Genomic DNA, 20,623 nt, shown 5'->3' on the forward strand with positions numbered 1-20,623 from the left:
AGGTGCTTCAGGAGCAGATAACTGCTACTAATCACTCCTAGTGTCTTTTGACTATACGAAGGAATAACTTTTCTAATTCGACCCATACAAAGAGTAAGGTACTAAAACCAAAGCAAATTGCGAGTTCTAATGGACTGAGCCAGAAAGTATCAAAAAAGGCTCTTAGTGGTGGCACATACACCAGCATCAGTTGCAAGATTGCTGTGACGACAACCGCTGCGAGTAAATAACGGTTTGAGAAAGGATTTAATTCGATTGTTAATCTTGTGTTAGAACGAACGGCTATTGCATGACCCATTTGTGCTAAACACAAGGTCGTAAATACCATTGTTCGCCAAGTTCTAGGATCGCGAGGATATTCAGGTGTATGCGTATGGTAGTAAGCCCATACCATCAAGGTAATCGAAATAATCGCAAAAATAATGCCGATACGCACCATGTAAAATCCTAGCCCGCGCGCAAAAATACTTTCTCGCGGACTAAACGGAGGGCGTTTCATCACGTCTGGTTCGGCAGGTTCTACTGCTAAAGCAAGCGCAGGTAAACCATCAGTAACTAAATTCATCCACAAAATCTGTAGTGGACTCAACGGGACGCCACCTAAACCAAGCAATGGCGCAGCGGCAATTGTTAAAACTTCGCCGATGTTACTGCCAAGAATGTATTTAATAAATCGGCGAATGTTCGTATAGACAACTCGACCTTCTTCGGTGGCGGCGACAATAGTTGCAAAGTTGTCATCAAGCAGTACCATGTCACTGGCTTCTTTACTGACATCAGTACCAGTAATTCCCATCGCAATACCGATATCAGCTTGTTTTAAGGCAGGTGCATCATTAACACCATCACCTGTCATCGCCACAACTCTACCGCGTCGTTGTAGCGCTTGGACAATACGTAATTTGTGTTCTGGGGAAACTCGCGCGTAAATGCTGACAAGATCAACTTGTTTTTCAAGTTCGGGCTGGCTCATGTGTTCTAATTCTTGACCTGTAAGGACGCGATCGCCTGACTGCGCAATTCCTAAATCGGTGGCGATCGCTTGTGCGGTTAATTGGTGATCTCCGGTAATCATTACAGGGCGAATTCCAGCATCGCGACAACGTGCCACAGCTTCGCGGACTTCAGGACGTGGGGCGTCGAGCATTCCCACTAATCCTAGCCAAACTAATTCGCGCTCGGATGTGTCTTCAGAACCTTCGTCGGGTAACGTGGCAAGTGGCTTATAAGCAAAACCTAGGACTCTTAACCCTTTACCTGCCATTGCATTATTTTGCGCGAGAATTTCTTGGCGTTGAGCTTCGGTGAGTGGTATCGAGCGTTCGCCGCAATGAATTTGAGTACAACGTACTAATGTTAACTCAGGTGAACCTTTTGTAAACATTAAATAAGATCCAGTATTATCAAAAGCCAAAGCATTTTGTGCTTCGTGCTTGGTACTGCAAATGACGCTCATGCGCTTGCGTTCCGAAGAAAAGGGAAACTCTGCCACACGCGGTAATCGTGCTTCCCATTGGTCTTTTTCTATGCCTGCTTTACCCGCAAGCGATAGTAGCGCGCCTTCGGTTGGATCTCCTAGAATAATCCACTGCGATTGTTCTTGCTGTAAAACCGCGTCGTTACACAAAGCACAAGCGACGAGCAAAGCATGAAGTACCGGATATTCGCTAACTTCGATGTTTTGATTATCTAGCAGAAACTGCCCATGAGGAATATAGCCTTCGCCAGTGACTTGAAAGTATTTATCGTTAGCATAAACGGCTTGCACCACCATCTTATTTTGTGTCAAAGTGCCCGTTTTATCCGAGCAAATTGTCGTGACACTGCCCAAAGTTTCGACCGCTGGTAGTTTGCGAATCAACGCTTGACGACGTACCATGCGCTGTGTTCCGAGTGCTAAGGTAACAGTAATGACAGCGGGTAAACCTTCGGGTACGACAGCAACCGCCATACTCAACGAGACTTCCAGCAATTCATTGAAGTTACCAAAGTCAAGATTTGCTGGGTCGAAATTACTGTTTTGCAGGACGCCACCCACGACCACTAAAGCAACTAACACGAGTGATCCACCAACTAGCACATTCCCTAGGTGTGACATCCGCTGTTGCAACGGTGTTGGTTCGCTTTCTACCGACTGAATCATTGCCGCAATGCGTCCGAGTTCAGTTTGCATCCCTGTACCCGTTACAATTGCCTTGGCGCGTCCTTGGACAACTTCAGTGCCTTGAAATACCATATTGAGGCGATCGCCGATTCCCGTATTTTCCTGAAGTTGAATATCTGCTTGTTTTTCAATCGCTTGGGCTTCTCCGGTCAGCGCGGCTTCGCGGACTTGTAAGTTTTGTTCTTCAATCAAGCGCGCATCGGCGGCTAGCTGCACGCCTGCTTCCAAGAGCATAATATCTCCTGGGACAAGTTCTTTGGCTTCGACTTCAACAATTCTGCCGTCACGGATCACGCGTACTAATGGCGCGGAAAGGCGCTTGAGCGCGGCTAAGGCTTTCTCAGCACGACTTTCCTGCAAATAGCCAAGGATACCGTTGAGGACTACAATTAAACCAATCGCGATCGCATCTTTGGGAAATTCATTATCCTGCAAGTCTAAAAATGCTGATATAATCGCCACCGCAATCAGCATCACTAACATGATGTTTTTGAATTGATCGAGAAAAATGACCCAAGAACTACGACCACCCGTTTCTTGCAGTTCATTGAGTCCGTATTTTTGCAATCTTTGTTGTACTTCTTCCGAGGTTAAACCCGTTGAGCGATCGCTAGCTAATAGCTGTAAAGTCTTATCAACATCCAAGGCGTGCCAAACAGGTGTTGAATTAGGCAGAGAATGTGCAGACATGAAATAGCTCTCGGCAAAGGAGTATAGACATTAATCATAGATTAGCTACTACCTTTGAGCTATGTGTATGGCAACTTATCTTCAAAGCATCACTCTAGACTTAGTTCTTTGGCAAGACGGCAAGGTATGCGATCACGATTTAGTCTGGGTGAACTACTTGCAAATTCATGCTTTGAGTAAAGGGTAAAAATAAATGTAACGTCAAGCCGGTAATTAATTAAGAATAATTACTCCCCACTATCCGTTTCCAAAATTAGCAAGGTGTCATTTCTAAATTAAAGCTGATTATTTAATGTGTAGTGTTCTTGCTAAACAGTCAGAATTTCTGTTACGCATTTAGCATTAAACTGAGTTCTGTATAGCCAGATTAGTACAGGCTGGAGTTTCTTGGGGTGTCTACTCAAATTTTTGTAAATTAAAGCATTCAGGCATTCGGCAAAGGCTTATTTATTGTGTCTATGACTTCCGCAACACCCACTTCTTCTACCAACCTACGGCGAACTATCCGACCAATCGGCGCTGCCGCACTGCATGGCATCGTGTTTGTTGACAATAAACTTATTGCTATTGATCCGGTTAAAGGACATCTACTACAAATCGATCCTACCAACGACAACACAACAATCATCAATCCTCACGCGACTTTCGAATTTGTCGATGTCACAGGAATATCTTGGTGGGAGAACACACTCTGGTTGGCACGTGAAAACACAGTGTATTTTTGCCAGCTAAATGATTTTAAGTTACAAGAGTTCGTGACCTTACCCTATCCGGCGAATGGGATTGCTGTGTGGGCATCAACAGTTTACGTAACGTGTCAAAAAACTGGTTATATTCTCATTTTTGACCGCGAAACAAAACGTCAAATTACGCAGTTTTACGCGCCAGGAGTCGGGGTAGAAAATATCACCGTTCGTGATGAAGAGTTGTGGGTTTGCGATACAACAGAACAAAGCGTTTATTGCCTAGAACGCGCCACTGGAGATATCAAGTTTAGCGTGTTGACTCCTTTTGCTTCGCCTACGGGCATAGCATTTTATGCTCATCAAGGTGGAGAAACGCTGTATGTTGCGTATGCTGACGAAGAAGCCTACATCCGCGATAATCCCAACGCCGACCCATCGCATGAATTAACGTATCGCGATCGCACGTTTGTCCATCCTTTATATTATTACTACAATTCCAACGAACACTATGCGCTGTCGAATGGCTACTTGCTGGAGATGATCTATGCGGAGGAAATTGCTCCGTTAGAAGATGTTCATGCCTTAAAGCAAGTTGAGTGGCGCATTGCTTTACCAGCAGAAACTGACCGTCAAAAAGTCAAACACGTTGAACCTATTGGTTTACCCTTTACCGAAGAAGTTGTAGAAGGACAGCGCGTCGCTGTCTTTAAATTTGATAGTCTGCAACCGAGTGAAAGACATATCTTTGGCTGGAGAGCATTAATCGAGGTACGCGGTATCAAATATCGTCTCACTCCTAGAGACGTTGAAGATCTCCCTAACTTATCAACGGAATTTCAATCGCGGTACTTGGTTGATGATGATGAATTAGCGATGGATCAGCTAATTGTCCGTCGTGCGGCGAAAGAAGCAATTGGAACCGAAACGAATCTTTTGCGTAAAGCTTACAAAATTCGTAACTATGTTTACGATGAATTGTCCTATGGTATCAAACCACACATTGATACGCCCGATGTTGTTTTAGATCGTGGTATTGGTTCCTGCGGCGAGTACGTTGGGGTTTTACTCGCGCTGTTAAGGCTTAATGGTATTGCGTGTCGCACAATCGGTCGCTATAAGTGTCCTCCTTATGCCGAACAACGGGGCGTTCCGCTACAACCAGACTTTAACCATGTTTGGTTAGAATTTTACGTACCAGGGTTAGATAAGTGGTTGCCTATGGAATCCAATCCTGATGATGTGGTAGAAAACGGTCCTTATCCTTCACGCTTTTTTATGGGATTAGCTTGGTATCACATCGAAATTGGTAAAGGTATATCATTTGAAACAATAACAAGCAAAGGCTTGCCACTCGAAGAAATTTCACTTGGTGATATTGCCATCAACCACATCCGCTTTACCATTTTTGAAGAATTGCCACCGCTGTGAAATATGGCAGTAGACGTTGACCTCCGACCTCTGAACCCTGACCTCGACTATATTGTAAATTTGAATTGCTCTTACGCTTTATTCCGTATCCCTCACGCTAAATTTTGTGTTAAATTAGCAGCCGTGAGTCAGATTCGGTTGAAAGCTTTGTTTTTGCTACAGAACGTTTTCTGTGTTGACGGGCATATCTCCGAAACTGGAGCTTTACAAACGAAATTGATTTTTGGAGATATTGAATGTCGATCTACGTAGGTAATTTATCCTACCAAGTTACCCAAGAAGATATCCTTGCAGTTTTTGGAGAGTACGGCAACGTCAAACAAGTTCAAGTTCCCACTGATCGCGAAACCGGTCGTCCACGTGGTTTTTGTTTTGTGGAAATGTCTTCTGAAGCCGAAGAAACCGCAGCGATTGAGGCTTTAGATGGTGCTGAATGGATGGGACGTAGCTTGAAAGTTAACAAAGCGAAGCCGCGTGAAGACAAAGGCAATCGTTATCGTGACAATCGTGGTAGCAGCAACGGTAAGTTCTCGCGGGGACGTTATTAAGTAAGAGTAAGCGGGGGCTAGTGGTTAGTGACTAGAGCAGAACTAGAGGCTAGTGTATCAATACAATAACTTCACTGAGTGTTATTAGTTCTTGCTCTAAAAGCTTCTCAGGGCTATAGCTTCCTTTGCTTTCTCTGCTCTATAACTGACCTCTAAGCTATGTTTTAGATCAACCTAAAGCCGCATTACAATTAGATTAGTTGTATTCAGAAAGGAGCAATAATGACCCAAGTGGTTCTAGGAGAAAATGAAGGTATTGATTCAGCTTTGCGGCGATTTAAGCGCCAAGTTTCAAAAGCTGGCATTCTCGCAGATGTGAAATATCATCGGCATTTTGAAACACCGCAAGAAAAGCGTAAGCGTAAAGCAGTAGCAGCGCGGCGGAAAAGACGTTTTAGATAAGATGTTTTGTTACCAGTCGTGCTTGACTTCATTGAATTCGGTAAGCTACTGGGAAAACATCAAAAGTATTCATTAGTGTAAGTGAAAAAAGCGGATTTTGTGATCGCAAAGTCCGTTTTCGCTTTTATTGAGTAAGCTAAGAATCTTGCGTCGCAGCAAGATCAACTGTGTTATAGCGATTCATTGCTGTTTCTACTCCCTGCTTTAAACACAATTCAACACAGTCAACTATTAATGGTAAAAGTTTAGATACTACTTGATTTTCTGTTGTAGAGAATCGCCCTAAAACATGCGAAATGGTATTACCGTTATTGCTAGCAGCTTGGTGCGGCTTACCAATGCCAATTCGTAGACGGGGAAAGTTTTGCGTACAGAGGTGGGCAATCGCGCTTTTCATGCCATTATGTCCCCCTGCTGAACCTGATAGACGCAACCGGATTTTCCCAACAGGTAAATCCATATCATCGTAAATCACTAAGATTGATTCAGGAGGCAGTTTAAACCAATCAACAACCGCACGAATTGCCTGTCCTGAATTATTCATGTAAGTTAGCGGCTTAAGTAAGCGAATTTTTTCACGGTTTGGGCTAACGCCTTCGCCAAATTCTCCCTGAAATTTACGATTTTCTGATAACGGTATTTTCCAGGAACGTGCCAAAGCATCCACAGCCGCAAAGCCGATGTTATGTCGAGTTTGTTCGTATTTTGGTTCTGGATTTCCCAATCCGACAATCAGTTGCGGGATAACCACTGATTGTGGAGTCGCTTTTGTCATAACTAGCTTGTTTGTATTCGTCTCAGATCCCAAGCTTAACTTTGTGAGGACGAAGTTGTGTTATTTTCTGAAGTTTCAGCCGCAGCGATTTGCTTTGGTTCTAGTTGTGCGGTTGTCTGTACAGCTTGCTCAATTTGTTCAGCTTCGCGCTTGAATTCATTTTCAAATTCTTTAGAAGCTTCTTGAAAACTACGGACTGCTTTACCCACACTGCGACCAATCTCTGGTAGTTTCTTAGGACCAAAGATTAACAGCGCCACAATCATAATGACAGCCATTTCTGGCAAACCAATTCCAAAAATATTCACGCTTCAGTTCTCCTTTGTTTAAAAACCAGGACTCCTCTTTTGGGCAATATGCCTGATTTTACCAGTCACTCACTACCCATCCAGTATAAAACTTCAAAAAAAACCCGGTTGAACCGGGATTAAATGGGTGTTTCCCGCTTTGTTACAAGAGGAATTAGCCACCTATGTTTGTCCAATCTGGAGAAATATCTGGTCTTTCAAAGAGTAGAGAAGAGTTGTAGATTTGCAGAATAATCAGCAGAAATACGAAAAATAACACCATAAATACTGCCATCAGTGGCGTTGTTCCCCATCCACGGGTCACTTTACCATATTCAGAATTCAAGGGTTTGAGAATATCTCCCAACCAAGTCCGTTGTGCCATGAGTCACCTTAAGATTCGTTGCAACAGCATTTTTTAATCTTCTGTAATATTCTATAGGAATAGCACTCATAATTTTAATCTAGCCCATGGAACCCGCAACAGTTCTTAGCATTTCTCTCGCTGCTATTGTTATCGCGATTACAGCGTTGTCAATCTATACCTCGTTTGGTCCTCCTTCTAAGGAGTTAAGCGATCCTTTTGAAGACCATGAGGACTAAGACTTTGGCATAAAGTACGAAAGAGCTATTGTAGTGAATTTTGCTGCGCTACGGTAGCTTTTTTACTGTAAATGAGCAAATCTTCCAAGGTGAAATTTGGTAAGTTGGCTCCAATAATTTATTGTTAGTGGTTCGTTCTAACAAATCAACAGTTTCCTCCAAGGCGAGATCTAAATCACTGTTAAAAGATAACTGTGCCGCTTCTCCGTTACATTCGTAGCAGCGTAAAATCCATTTTTGAGAATTGTCTTCTGACTGTTTAAACGCCGTCAAAATCAGGTTATCTGCTGATAAATCAAGAAAACAGCCTACTGGTAGTAAGTATTTTGAAACGCGATCACCTTGTGACACTAACACCACCTGTAGCGGAGAATTTAACTCATATCCGCGTCGTACTGTCTGGGCTTGTTGCCAATTACCTTGATGCGGATAAATCGCATACGTGAATTGATGATTTCCGCGATCTGCGTTTGGGTTTGGCCATTCTGCACCACGCAGTAACGTTAAGCGTAATTGATGAGGCTGGCTATCGTAGCCGTATTTGCAATCATTTAGTAAACTCACCCCATAATCATCCGTACTTAAATCTGCCCAGTGTAGCGCTGGTACTTCCCATTTAGCTTGTTCTGCTGGTGTTTCTGGCTTAGTAGTCCGCTGAATTGCACCGCAAGGAATTTCATAGGTTGCATAATCAGCTTCAAGGTTGAAAGGAAAAGCCGCTTTTACTAAAACATGACGCGATCGCCAGTTGACAGTAGTCTCTATTTTCAACAACGGTGAACCTGCTTGCAGCACATAATCTTGACAAAATTCTGATTCTCCGAGTTGACGCACAACGCGAATGCGACTTTGAATGATGCCTTGCTCTAGCCACTGAATTGATACAAGTTGCGCTGGTGGTAAAGGATGCTGTGCATAGTTGGGGTCAATGTTCCATGCATCCCAGTATTGACCACTATCGGTAAATCCTTGCAGTTGATTACCTCCGTCGGAATGCAATATCTCGCGATCGCACGTCTTATCAAAAACACTCTTCAAATTTCCGTTTTCACAATCAACAATGACCCGTAAAAATTCATTTTCTAGCGTCCCATCTTCAGTTTTTTTTCTATTATCAGAGTAATACTCAGCACCTGATATAATTTTTATATTATTGCCTTTTTCTTGCTCATTTTTTGTTGTATTATTTAATACATCGGTAGAAGGAGCTATAAACTTAAGTGCTACTAACCAAAAAACACGATAACCTGTAGCAGGAATATCCTTAGCTCTAAATAATAGTGATCGAGCAGCAAGAATTTGGCAAGGTAGCTGATTTCCGTCTAAGTCGCAAACAAGCCAGTCTTGTGCATCAGGTAATGTCACGCTCACAACCTCAGAACGTTGCCAGTTGAGCGAATTAAACACAACTAAAGGTTGAGCGTCAGGATGCGGAGGTGGCGGTAATTTAATTTGAGATGCGATCGCACTTAACGACTGCTGAGTAATTTCTGCGGTAACTTGTTCAACTTCTTCCCAAGTTAGGTTAACCTCGGCGTAGACTTCAGGAATTGAAGAACCAGGGAGAATATCGTGAAATTGGTTAAATAAAACTTTCTTCCAAGCAGCTTCTAATTGAGCTTGAGGATAAACGAAGCCAGTCGCGATATTAGCTAGTGCGGCAAACAATTCTGCTTGATATAGTAATCCTTCACAACGGCGATTCCAGCGCTTTTGATCCGCGTGTGTGGTGTAACAACCGCGATGAAATTCGAGATAGAGTTCATCTTGCCAGATAGGGAGGGGTGAGGAGCGAGGAGAGTGGAGCGAGGGGCAAAAGGTGTCTTCTTCAATTTGAGAACTATTGCGGATTTGCTGAAGATATTTTTCTGCTGTGGTAAACCTCAGTTGGGGAAAGAAAGCAGAATTCTGCCATCTTTGGGCGACTTCTAACATATCGCGAGTCGGACCACCACCGTGATCACCGACTCCAGGAAGCCAGAGTGAAGATTTGAAACTTGTTTGCTGTTCCCACTTGCAGGCATAAGTCGCCATTTTGATCGGGTCAATACCTTCACCAATCGGCGCAGACATGAGACTTAATATTGTGCTTCCATCAGGCGATCGCCACCAAAAAGCACCATAAGGAAACTTTGTTGTATCGTTCCAGAGTAACTTTTGCGTGACAAAATACTCAATTCCGGCTTGCTGAAAAAACTGCGGTAACGTAGCGCAAAAACCAAAACTATCAGGTAGCCACGCTACTGTAGAAATTGCACCAAATTTGTCTAAAACATAGCGTTGACCGTACAATAGCTGACGGACAATCGATTCACCACTGACTAAATTTAGTTCAGGTTCTACCCACAATCCGCCTACTATTTCCCAGCGCCCAGCATTTACTTGTTGTTGAATTGCAGCGAATAAATCAGGACGATGTTCTTCGATCCAAGCATAAAGCGCAGGTGTAGAATGACAAAATATTAATTCTGGAAAATCTTTTTGGAGATTGAGAACCGAAGTAAATGTCCGTTGTGCGGCTTTCCAAGTATCACTAATTGCCCATAACCAAGCTAAATCAAGGTGTGCATGACCGAGAAGTTGAATTTGGCGTTGCTTAATCTCTTGTGCTAAGTATTGCACCGAAGAACGAACGGTAAGCAGTGATTCTGTAAATGCGTGCTGATCAGGTAGAATTGACCAATCAATTTCTGCAAGCGCTATCGCGAGGATTGATAATTTTTCAGGATAGAAGGTTTCTAAGTAACGTTGTAAAACCGCGAACTCGTCAGCAATAAAACCTGGTTCAGGATAGGCGGTGTCGGTAGATTCATAAACGCAAAGCGATCGCACTAAAGCCCCAGCATCGTGATTTGGACTGACTAAGCGTAAAGTTACTGTAATTTCTTCGCCTGGTGTGACTGCTGAACTGAGCAATACGCGCGTTGAACAATCAAATAAGTCGCCTTCCTGGACAAGTTGACCATTAATATAAATTTGTGCAGCTTCCGCCCACCAGGTAAGCGCTAAGCGCAAACTTAAACCTGCAATTGGATACCCTGATAAATCATTGGGAATGACAAATTTTTGGGTTAACCACAGTACTTTTTGCCCCGCTGACCAAGCAATGTGTTCTCTAGCATTAAGTTTTACTTCAGCTTGTGGTGTTACTTGCGATTCATCTAAAATTCGCCAACGTGCTTGAACATTGACTTGAGTACAACCACGAAGTTTCTCAATAAGAGAAATTGAGTTGCTATAAGTTTGAGTCGCTGTAGAGGTCATATTTTCGATAAAATCAGATTGTTTAATGAGTAAGTAACAATTAACGTAACGACAAGGCTGGTCACTGGTAATTGGAAAAATACTTATTAACAATTACCCATCACCCATTACCCAAACCTAATCCATATTATGTCTTCGGCTTCTGGTCGCTATCAAAGCAAACTCTTCAATTTTATTCACCAGCAATCGCGGCGGTTTACACAACAATGCGATCGCGCTTTTCGCCAAATTCAATTTGCCACCAGTTGGATAGCACCAGCCGTCTTGTATCCCTTCTACGCTCTATTTCAGTCAACACGGAAGCTTAAATTTTCTCCAAAGCCAGCGTCACCACAACTACAAGCACATCAGCCAGAGTCTTCTTTGCATTCCAGCGCAGATACGCCAATTCAGCAAGTATTGCAGCTATTTGAAACACCTGCTGAAGAAATGACGCCGATTCAGCCAGATGAGCAACCCCAATCAAATATCTTTGCTTGGTTCTCGCCGCAAATCATTCACTTAGCCCAACAGACTAAAGAATTATTCCACCCAAATCGCCAAGATACAAAAGTTTCACCTGTAGAGTGGATACCTATTGCTGCACAACTAAAGAATAATCGACGAGTGATTCGTGGAATTGCGACTGGGCTTGCAAATCGTAACTTAGTCTTAGTCACAACTGAAAATGAAATTCTTGATGTTTTTACGCCACAACAGCAGGAACAACTACAAGCCAAGATTGAGGGAGAAGTCGCAACCTACTGGCGCTGTCAGCGTTTAGCGTATGCTTCTCAAATGTCAACACAACTTAACGGTGAGACAAATCCAAGTAGTTTACTTACTCAAGCAACACCGCTGAATTTACTTGATCGCGTTCTTGCCGAAATCGAATCCCATTCTTTCGCACTCACTCAATATTGGCAAAATCAATTAAATAGTAGAACTATATTAGCAGATAAAACAAATCAAAACAATATTGAATCGGATAATTCTACAAGTCAAATACGAATTCAAGCTTTAATTTGGGCAGCAATTGATTTCTTTTTTGGAAATGGTAGTAACACAAAACTAGGAAAAGACACGTCAGCAACAAAATCTTTGCAATTCTCCAGTACGCAACAAAAAAGAATACCACATCGCCCTGTGTCTCAATTACCTAGTGTTTCATTACCTACCATTGAAGATCCTTGGTTATCGCTGAGTGACTTATTCAAAGAAGTAGAATCAGAAGCCCAAGTACAAACAATAGCATTTACACAAACATCAAATAAAGTTCTTCCTGAGAATAAAACAAGTGATTCTCTCCGCAGAAAATTAATCAACGGTTGGCAAAGATTCAAGCCAAAAATAAATGCAGTGACTGCGTTAGTAAAACTAAGACGAACAAGCGCGATCGCTTCTGTAACTTCTGAACCATCACCGCCAACTAATCCCGCACAAATTAACCCTACTTCTGAGTGGATCGATGTTTCGGCGATCGCTGTGGGTTATGTTAAACATCCTTTAGAGCAAGTCCTCGAATGGTTAGACCGCGCTATGCTATGGCTAGAAAAATTGTTATTCAAATTTTGGCAGTGGTTGCAGCGATTTGATATCAGAAAGAAGGCTCAAAGGTCAGAGATCAAGTACTGAACATTTTGGTGTCTCTAAATTCTCTCATCTGACTCCTGACCTCTTTTAATTTAGCTATCGACTGTAATAACCGGAATCGGACTCATTTCTAAAACGGCTTGTGAGACAGAACCAAGAATGACTTCTTCCCAAGTGCGGTGTCCCCGTTTACCGATAACAATATCTGTGACTTGACGTGCTTCGGCGACTTGAACGATCGCTTCTGGAACCGCACCAGATTGCGTGAGAAACTCATAGCGAATATCTGCAAGAAGTTGATTTGCTTTGCTTTTTAGTTCATCTAAGGCACGTTTATCTCCTAAGTTATCAACGTACAACACAATTACTTCACCGTTGCTGCGTCGTGATAAATCAGCCGCTTTGCGGAGGACTTGAATTGCCAGTGGAGAAGTATCTATTGCAGCTAAAAACACCGGACGACCTGTAACCGCAACTTTGGTCGGATCGACTTCGCCTTTTTCTAAAAGTTTGGGTGCGAACACTTGCGTTGCCCATGCACCAATGGGAGCCGTTGTCAAGATCGAAAGCGCGGCGATCGCCAAAATTATTTCGCCACCTTCAATTCCTGCGGCTAAAGGTAATGCACCAATTGCGGCTTGTACTGTCGCCTTTGCCATATTTCCTGGAAGTAAGAACACCTTTTCTTTCCAAGTCCAGTTACTGCCTAAGGTAGAGAAATACCAACCAATTCCACGACCAATAACTAAACTAAGTGTTAAAAGTAACAACCCAGGTAGCAAGATATTTCCTAACACCTGAAGCTGAATAGTTGCTCCTAGTAATACAAATAAGACAATCTCTGCTATTGTCCACAATATGTCAAATCCACCGCGAATCAAACGTGCTAGGGGTGCATCAAATTCAATTAAAAAGAACCCCATTGCCATCACAGCAAGATAACCAGAATAGTAGGGAAAGACTTCCGTAAAAAGCACAAGAAATAATGCTGCACCTGCTGCAATAATCATGTCTTGAACAATATTGCGCGTCCAGTTTTGTTTAACCAGTACTAGCACCAATAAGCGAGCAAAAAGAAAACCTGCTGCTAGTCCTAAAACAATTTCTAGAACTACCTGAAACGGTAAAAGTTGTAAAGGAGTTAATGTAATAATCCCAAAAAGTGTGATTGCTTCCTCTCCCTGCTGCCCTAAAAAGTTAAGTAATAAGCTAAATACGAGCAAAAGTAAAACATCAGACAGCGCACTTCCGGTCAAGATTGCATCGGGTATTCCTTTAGCGACTCCCCAACCCAAGCTTTTCAGCCGCAACATTCCTGGTACAATAACTGCGGGTGATTCGGCTCCGACAACACAGCCTAACAGTAAGCCAGTCAAAAAATCAAAGTTAAATATAAACATCGACAAGAAAGCAACAACGACTGCTTCTGTTGACGCGGGGAGAAACCCTAATCTTAATGCTACGGTTCCTTGTTGTGCTAGCTTTTCTCGGTCTAACCCTAGTCCTGCCTTCATCAAGATAATCGTGACTGCAACTAACCGCAAGTCATCAGCTGCACCTATAACTTCAGGACTAATAAAATCTGCGAATTGCGGACCTATGGCAATGCCAACCAAAATCATACCAATTAGGGGTGGTGCTCCTAATCGTCGGGCAAGTTGTCCCGCAAAAAAGCCCATGAATAAAATCCACAACGCGCTGGCTAACACTTCTTTCTCCTTCAAAAAAATACAACGATGATGTTGCCAGGAGTAAGAGAAGCGTTAACAGCAGTAGCCCTACCCTCTGGCAAGCCAGACTAGTAGGAGCCATCAGCCTGATCAATAGGCGGTTAGGGTGAGCTCCATCACCCAGTTCAGAAGCAAGAATAACACAATTTTGTTCGCACTTCACCTAAAACGGCGATCGCACGTCAGAACCTGAGAAAGGATCTGTACCACCTACCCAGTTAAAATCACTGATTCTCAAAGTCAGCGAACCCAACTCTAATGCTGGATTATAGCGAAGGACAACGCCATAAGTACGGCGACTGTATTCGAGAAAATAGTCAGTACTCAGTTCTTGACCTGTATCGACATTAATCGAAGTCTGCACGCCAAGGCGAAACGGTCCATAAATTTGCTGCGTGATTCCGGCGGACAAAATTCGCGTATCAGCGGTGCGATCAAATAAAAACGGCGATGAACCGCCCAAGAGCCCTTGAGAATACGCAAGATTAAAGCCGGTATAGTCTAAATACGGTCGCGAGAAATTACCAAACTGCCCTTGAATGCCAATTGTTCCGGTTAACAAGGTTTGTTGGTCGCCATTACTATAAAAACTCGCATCACCGCGCACGCCACCGTATACTTGCACGTAAGGAACGATCGGCGTAGGTGTATAACGTAATCCTTGGGTTGCGGTTGCGGGTAAAGGAGTTCCTTGCCAAAGCAAGAATCCACGACTGAGTGCTGCACTACCTTGCAAGCGACCTAATGATATGCGATTGTTGTTCCGATCCGGTTCGAGTAAATCAATGCGATCGCTATCAGCAGTAATATATTGCGCCCCCGCTTGATAGCTAAGATTAAATCCAGTGTCTCCGATGGGAATGACTGGCGAAGTCACAATTCCACCGATACTACTACGTACTGTCTGATAGCCCAACGAACCGTTATACAAGCGATCGCGATAACTATACTCTACGGTTAAGCCATGCGGTCGTTCCAGAAGATTCACGGGGGTTCGCAGCCGCAAACTAGCGCGTAAGTTGTCTGCAATATCCGTGAATCCTGGAAGTACTGCTAAGCCTGTCAGCGTTGTTTGTGGTCCTAAAGTCGCATCTAAGCTACCGCGTACGCCAAAGAGATCGGGGCTAAAAATATTACCGCCGCTTTCGGTTATCGCTTGTTGCACAAAAACCTGTGGTGTGACACTAACGCGCACTGCTTCGCTATCAATAACATTGAAACTGCGTTCAACAAATAGTCCCCCGCGATCCTCGCTATCGTAACCCAAGTTAACTAATCCTGGCGTCACTTGCCGTTGGCGGCGGTCAATCACTTGTTCGTTGCGCGGAATTGGGATAGAGAAACCTTGGTCAAAAACTAAGCGTTGTCCGGTTGTTCTAATGCGATCGCGTGAGGGTGTCTCGCGTGTCAATGTTACTGTATCCGCGCGTAACTCTAACTCTGGAGGCGAGAACGGATCGTTGGTGATGCTAACATTTGTTGCTTGCCAACCTTGAGGATCGAAGTTAATTGTGTCTGCTTCAACGCGCAAGCGGCGGATCTCGCCTCCTTGTTGTGGTAAAGGTACGCCACCAAATCCACGATCTGAACCTGCGGTAATTCCTACACCACCAGGGCTTGTGACTTGTTGTAGCGGTTGATTGGCGGTGATGCGATCGCTGAGTGGTCGTGGCGCGATTCCCCCAGCGGTGACATCTGTCGGTAAACTTGGTGTAAAATCTGCTCTGGCGGTGGGAATAAAAACTTCGCCACTCGCATTCAGTACATTTCCTGTATCTTGAACCAAGTTGTAGGTAAAGCGATCGCCGCGTATCACTTGTTGTCCGCGTGTCAGTGCAACATTTCCTTCGCCGACGCCGATGAGATTTTCTAAATTCACCTGAAGGCGATCCGCATCTAACACCGTGCCATCATACCGCAGCAAAACATCACCTTCTGCTGTGACAATCTGCCGCTGAGCGTCGTATTCTTGATAATTTGAATTCAACTCGATGATGCGATCGCCACCTGTTGATGCTGGTGCAGGTTGACTTGGTGCCGGCAGTGGCGTTTGCACTGGTTCTGGTGCTGCTGGCGCTGGTGCACTAAAATCTAGTGTTCTTAAGTTATTATTACTATTTTCTGGTGCTTGAGCAATTGTCTCACTGGCAAATTTTTTTAACTTCGCGATCATGTGATCACGATTTTCAACGTCACTAACTGGTAACGGTGGAATTGAACTAGAGGAAGCTTCTGGCGCAGTATTATTTTGCTCAACTCGATAGCCAATCGAAACAGCACCGCCCAAAAGTGTAGCGTCTTTGGCTGCGGCTAATTGCGATCGCACCGATGATGAAGTTGAAGAAATTGCCGTAGACGACAAATGGACAACATGATGCGGTTCAGGGGGCGGTGCTGCGTGAGTCATATTTGAGTCAAAATAAGCAAACAGACAGCCCAGTGCATAACCTCAAGCGCACTTTTAACCCGTCAGCATTAAATAAATTCAACTGAACTTGTGCCTTTGAGTCTACGGCATCTTGTTGTGGTTATTCGAGATCCCGCCGACCAGGGTTACGTGCTGGGTCATTGGACAAAAAGCCAAAGACAAATATACCAACGAAGAAGGTAACAACTATATAGACAACAATTTTAAGAGTCAACATAAAACTATCTCCAAGTATGAGAAGCTAAAGGAAACTGCAATGCGCAGATAGTCCTTTTCATCATACCCAAATGTCGTCCCTTTTTTTGGTTGATATTGTTTGACTACCTGCAAATTCTGACGTGAGTTTGATGTTAAGGTTTCACTATAGCAGGGGTCAGAGGTTAGGGTTAAACGATTGCGATCGCTTTATCCTCGGTAAAGTATTTATCGTTGCCAACTTGCGGCAGAAGTAGTTAAACAATTTTTTAATAACCAAATACATATCTGCTATTTTATGCAACCAATTTACACATTCAACGTCTCGCCAGCTTTGCCGCCTCATTTAGAAAAACTGCGGCAGCTTGCCTACAATATTCACTGGGACTGGAACACCGAAGCTAAAGACTTATTCCGCCGCTTAGATTTAGACCTTTGGGAATCGAGTCATCACAATCCTGTTTTGATGCTAGGAACCATTAGTCAAACACGGCTGCAAGAAGTTGTGGAAGACGAAGGCTTTCTCGCACAAATGGATCGGGCGGCGCGTCAATTGGAAGAATATTTGCAAGAAGGAACTTGGTACGAAAGAAATCGAAGCCAGGAATCAGAATGTTATGCGTATTTTTCCGCCGAATTTGGCTTAGTTGATTGCTTACCAATCTATTCTGGAGGTTTGGGCGTTTTAGCAGGCGATCACCTCAAATCAGCTAGCGATTTAGGATTACCACTCGTAGGAGTTGGGCTACTGTACCAGCAAGGCTATTTTGCGCAGTATCTTAACCCTGATGGCTGGCAACAAGAACGTTACCCGATTAATGACTTCTATAACATGCCGCTGCATTTAGAGCGTCATCCTGATGGTTCAGAGTTACGCATTGCGGTTCCTTATCCTGGACGTACCGTTTACGCGAGAGTATGGCGCGTGCAAGTAGGGAGGGTACCGCTTTACTTACTCGATACCAATATTGAACCCAATAACCCTTACGACCACGACATCACCGACCAGTTATACGGTGGTGACATCGATATGCGCATCCACCAAGAAATTATGCTGGGAATTGGTGGGGTGTTGATGCTTAAGGCATTGGGTCATAAAGTGACAGCGTACCATATGAACGAAGGTCACTCGGCTTTTCTCACGTTAGAGCGGATTCGTGGCTTAATGCAAGAAGGGCTAGATTATGCCACAGCAAGACAAGTCGTCATTTCGAGTAATATCTTTACTACCCACACTCCTGTACCTGCAGGAATTGACTTGTTTCCACCCGATAAAATTTTGTATTACTTGGGACATTATGCCGATGAGTTTGGATTATCCAAGGATCAATTTCTGGGGTTGGGACGAGAAAATACGGGCGATCTCACTGCGCCCTTTAGTATGGCAGTTTTCGCGCTGAAAATGGCAACGTTTGCGAATGGTGTGTCAAAACTGCATGGTGTCGTATCACGCAAGATGTTTCAAGGCTTGTGGCGCAATTTACCGGAAGATGAAGTTCCGATTACCGCGATTACGAATGGCGTTCACGCGCGTAGTTGTGTTGCGAAATCAACGCAAGAATTATATGATCGCTATCTTGGTCCTACTTGGTCATCTGCACCAGCCGATCATCAACTTTGGGAACGTGTTGATGCGATCCCCGATGAAGAACTATGGCGCAACCACGAACGCTGTAAGGTAGAAATGATTGTCGCGGTGCGCGAACACTTAGTCAAACATTTACGCGATCGCGGTGCTTCGCCAGCAGAAATTGCCTCTTCCCAAGAAGTTCTCGACCCCTCAACGCTGACGATTGGTTTCGCACGTCGCTTTGCAACTTATAAGCGCGCAACGCTGTGGATGCGGGACATCGAAAGGATCAAGCGCATTCTCATGGCAAATAAAGACCGTAAAGTCCAACTTGTTATTGCGGGTAAAGCGCATCCGAAAGATATTCCTGGTAAAGAACTGATCCGTGATATTAATCACTTTATTCAGGAACATGGTGTAGAAAAGCAAGTTGTCTTTGTGCCTAACTATGACATTCACATCGCCCGTTTACTCGTCGCGGGTTGCGATGTATGGTTAAATACACCGCGCCGTCCTAGAGAGGCTTCGGGTACAAGTGGAATGAAAGCAGCGATGAACGGATTACTGAACCTTAGTGTCCTTGATGGTTGGTGGGATGAAGCTGATTATGTGCGCACAGGCTGGGCAATAGGACACGGTGAATCTTACGACGATCCTCATTATCAAGATGAGGTCGAAGCCAATGCTGTTTATGAGTTACTCGAAAAAGAAGTTGTCCCTTTGTTCTATAACCGCGATGCTGATGGGCTACCGCGCCAATGGCTTGCCAAGATGAAAGCCGCAATTCGTTACAACTGTCCCGTCTTTAATACCGCGCGGATGGTGCGCGATTATGCAACAAAAGCCTATTTCCCCGCAAGCGATCGCTACTATACTTTGAGTGCGAATCACTACTCTCCTGCACGCGAGTTAGCGCAGTGGAAAGTGAATCTTCTCGATTGCTGGTTTAATATCAAAATTGTCAATATTGATATTGCTGCGAGTTCGGATGTGCAAGTCAATCAAAATATCTCGGTAAAAGCCCAAATTGACTTGGCTAATCTCTCGCCAGAAGATGTGCAGGTAGAACTTTATCAAGGTGCAGTTGATGCGAGTGGCGAAATTGTGAACGGAATTGCGCATGAAATGAATTTCCAAGGTCGCGATCAACAAGGCCATAGCATTTATACTGGCACGATTACTTATACAACTTCCGGTTTACAGGGCTTGTCGTTGCGTGTTCTACCCAAGCACGCCTTGCTTTCGAGTCCGTATGAACCTAGGGTGATTATGTGGGCAGGTTAGGCGTTACTCTCATCGGCACCACAATGTAACCTGTTGTGCGATCGCCGAGTACTAGATTTCGTTCGGTTCCCCAGTACCACCAATAAGCGGCTACATAAGCACAGATGAGGCTATCGAGTTTGTCTTCGAGTGCTTTGAGGGCTGCTGTGGTGCTGGGAATTTCTTGGGGAAACGAACCACAGAGGCATAAAGAACACAAACAAGGAAATAATGTAGGGAGGGTGGTGAGAATGTGTTGGTGAAGCTTGATGAGTTCTAGACGGCGATCGCTGAGGCGTCCTTTTTTGTATTTGAGGATGCGGTTGAGGTTGAATAAGTGAACGATCGCCGGATGGGGGAAAACTTCAATTTGGTATCTTCCGAGTTTTTGTGGCTCGATTTGCGGGGCGTGGATGAAGCCTCTGGCTTCGAGTTCTAAGCCGAAGTTGATCGTACGTTGGGCAAAGGCTAAACTTTGGTTGGCTGGGTAGCATCCTGCGTGGTATTTACCAAAGTATTTGTGCGTGAGTTTGTCGGGTAAACGCGTTCCTGTCGCGTTGGGGATGATGGTGGGGGCGTCTACGGCTACGATCACCGGTGCGTCGGGTTCTACTTGGGTATCAATCCAGGTAAAAATATCGGCAATCGCTTCTTTTCGGTCTAAATCTACAAGTTGTAACTTTCGATTTTGCCACTCTAGACAACATAAACCACTCGGTTGCGATCGCCACCCGAAATCGATTCCTATAAACCTCATTTTAGTATTTTCTTGAAATCTATCGAAAGACATAGTAGACTAAACCTAGTTTGAAGGGGAGTAGCTACTGACACACCGTTTTGTCAGTACACTTGAATCAACACACTGGCGTATAAGCCTGGTTCAGGTGACAATTTAGCAACTAGCATCGAGCGCGCTAATTTGGAAGTGAGACCTTCACTAAGTTCACAGCAGTTAATGTGAGCTTGGTGGGGTCTTTTGGCTGTCATCAAGCTCTCTAGCCATTAGTCTAGTTTGAGG

15 protein-coding genes and 1 riboswitch are annotated in these 20,623 nt (G+C 44.1%); of the genes, 6 read left to right on the forward strand and 9 right to left on the reverse strand.

Annotated features, from left to right (window positions below; genetic code table 11):
* Window positions 1–37: 37 nt before the first annotated feature.
* Window positions 38–2,854, reverse strand: coding sequence for a cation-translocating P-type ATPase (locus NIES1031_RS09630; RefSeq protein ID WP_073549203.1), 2,817 nt, complete (start codon window positions 2,852–2,854; stop codon window positions 38–40).
* Window positions 2,855–3,312: 458 nt separating this feature from the next.
* Between NIES1031_RS09630 and NIES1031_RS09635 the strand changes: the two genes are divergently transcribed.
* The 3 genes from NIES1031_RS09635 (at window position 3,313) to rpsU (ending at window position 5,918) form a co-directional block, all read left to right on the forward strand.
* Complete coding sequence (locus tag NIES1031_RS09635; RefSeq protein WP_073549204.1) at window positions 3,313–4,968, forward strand: transglutaminase-like domain-containing protein; 1,656 nt, start codon at window positions 3,313–3,315, stop codon at window positions 4,966–4,968.
* A gap of 236 nt (window positions 4,969–5,204) precedes the next feature.
* Window positions 5,205–5,516 (forward strand): RNA recognition motif domain-containing protein, encoded by a 312-nt coding sequence (locus NIES1031_RS09640; protein WP_015188794.1) that lies wholly within the window; start codon window positions 5,205–5,207, stop codon window positions 5,514–5,516.
* 222 nt (window positions 5,517–5,738) lie between these two features.
* On the forward strand, window positions 5,739–5,918 hold the full coding sequence (gene rpsU, locus NIES1031_RS09645) for a 30S ribosomal protein S21 (protein WP_015188793.1): 180 nt from the start codon (window positions 5,739–5,741) through the stop codon (window positions 5,916–5,918).
* A gap of 136 nt (window positions 5,919–6,054) precedes the next feature.
* Here rpsU and pth read toward each other — a convergent pair whose 3' ends face one another.
* The 3 genes from pth to psbH form a co-directional block, all read right to left on the reverse strand.
* Window positions 6,055–6,693 (reverse strand): aminoacyl-tRNA hydrolase, encoded by a 639-nt coding sequence (gene pth, locus NIES1031_RS09650; RefSeq protein WP_073549205.1) that lies wholly within the window; start codon window positions 6,691–6,693, stop codon window positions 6,055–6,057.
* Window positions 6,694–6,728: 35 nt separating this feature from the next.
* Window positions 6,729–7,001 (reverse strand): TatA/E family twin arginine-targeting protein translocase, encoded by a 273-nt coding sequence (locus NIES1031_RS09655; protein WP_073549206.1) that lies wholly within the window; start codon window positions 6,999–7,001, stop codon window positions 6,729–6,731.
* Between the two features lie 154 nt (window positions 7,002–7,155).
* Window positions 7,156–7,365: a photosystem II reaction center phosphoprotein PsbH gene (psbH, locus tag NIES1031_RS09660; protein WP_015188790.1), complete on the reverse strand. Its 210-nt coding sequence runs from the start codon at window positions 7,363–7,365 to the stop codon at window positions 7,156–7,158.
* Between the two features lie 86 nt (window positions 7,366–7,451).
* Between psbH and psbN the strand changes: the two genes are divergently transcribed.
* Window positions 7,452–7,583: a photosystem II reaction center protein PsbN gene (gene psbN / locus NIES1031_RS09665; RefSeq protein WP_015188789.1), complete on the forward strand. Its 132-nt coding sequence runs from the start codon at window positions 7,452–7,454 to the stop codon at window positions 7,581–7,583.
* 48 nt (window positions 7,584–7,631) lie between these two features.
* Here psbN and NIES1031_RS09670 read toward each other — a convergent pair whose 3' ends face one another.
* The gene (locus tag NIES1031_RS09670; RefSeq protein WP_073549207.1) at window positions 7,632–10,847 is read right to left on the reverse strand and encodes an alpha-mannosidase; all 3,216 of its coding nucleotides are present in this window, start codon (window positions 10,845–10,847) and stop codon (window positions 7,632–7,634) included.
* A 129-nt stretch (window positions 10,848–10,976) separates the two neighbouring features.
* Here NIES1031_RS09670 and NIES1031_RS09675 point away from each other — a divergent pair, with 129 nt between their 5' ends.
* On the forward strand, window positions 10,977–12,461 hold the full coding sequence (locus NIES1031_RS09675; protein ID WP_073549208.1) for a hypothetical protein: 1,485 nt from the start codon (window positions 10,977–10,979) through the stop codon (window positions 12,459–12,461).
* A gap of 50 nt (window positions 12,462–12,511) precedes the next feature.
* Here the strand turns inward: NIES1031_RS09675 and NIES1031_RS09680 are convergent, their stop codons facing one another.
* The 3 genes from NIES1031_RS09680 to NIES1031_RS09690 form a co-directional block, all read right to left on the reverse strand.
* Entirely contained in the window at window positions 12,512–14,128 is a 1,617-nt protein-coding gene (locus NIES1031_RS09680) for a cation:proton antiporter (protein WP_073549209.1), read from the reverse strand.
* Between the two features lie 86 nt (window positions 14,129–14,214).
* Window positions 14,215–14,279, reverse strand: a riboswitch (Fluoride riboswitch).
* 33 nt (window positions 14,280–14,312) lie between these two features.
* Window positions 14,313–16,556, reverse strand: coding sequence for a DUF3769 domain-containing protein (locus tag NIES1031_RS09685; RefSeq protein WP_073549210.1), 2,244 nt, complete (start codon window positions 16,554–16,556; stop codon window positions 14,313–14,315).
* 121 nt (window positions 16,557–16,677) lie between these two features.
* Window positions 16,678–16,794: a photosystem II reaction center protein I gene (locus NIES1031_RS09690; RefSeq protein WP_015188773.1), complete on the reverse strand. Its 117-nt coding sequence runs from the start codon at window positions 16,792–16,794 to the stop codon at window positions 16,678–16,680.
* A 276-nt stretch (window positions 16,795–17,070) separates the two neighbouring features.
* Between NIES1031_RS09690 and glgP the strand changes: the two genes are divergently transcribed.
* On the forward strand, window positions 17,071–19,626 hold the full coding sequence (gene glgP / locus NIES1031_RS09695) for an alpha-glucan family phosphorylase (protein WP_073549211.1): 2,556 nt from the start codon (window positions 17,071–17,073) through the stop codon (window positions 19,624–19,626).
* On the opposite strand, the gene NIES1031_RS09700 is transcribed toward glgP, so the two are convergent.
* A complete protein-coding gene (locus NIES1031_RS09700) occupies window positions 19,610–20,395 on the reverse strand; it encodes a DUF429 domain-containing protein (RefSeq protein WP_236738784.1) in 786 nt (261 codons plus the stop codon). The two genes, glgP and NIES1031_RS09700, sit on opposite strands and share 17 nt — an antisense overlap.
* Window positions 20,396–20,623 lie beyond the last annotated feature (228 nt).

Source organism: Chroogloeocystis siderophila 5.2 s.c.1 (genome assembly GCF_001904655.1).
Taxonomy (GTDB): Bacteria; Cyanobacteriota; Cyanobacteriia; order Cyanobacteriales; family Chroococcidiopsidaceae; genus Chroogloeocystis; species Chroogloeocystis siderophila.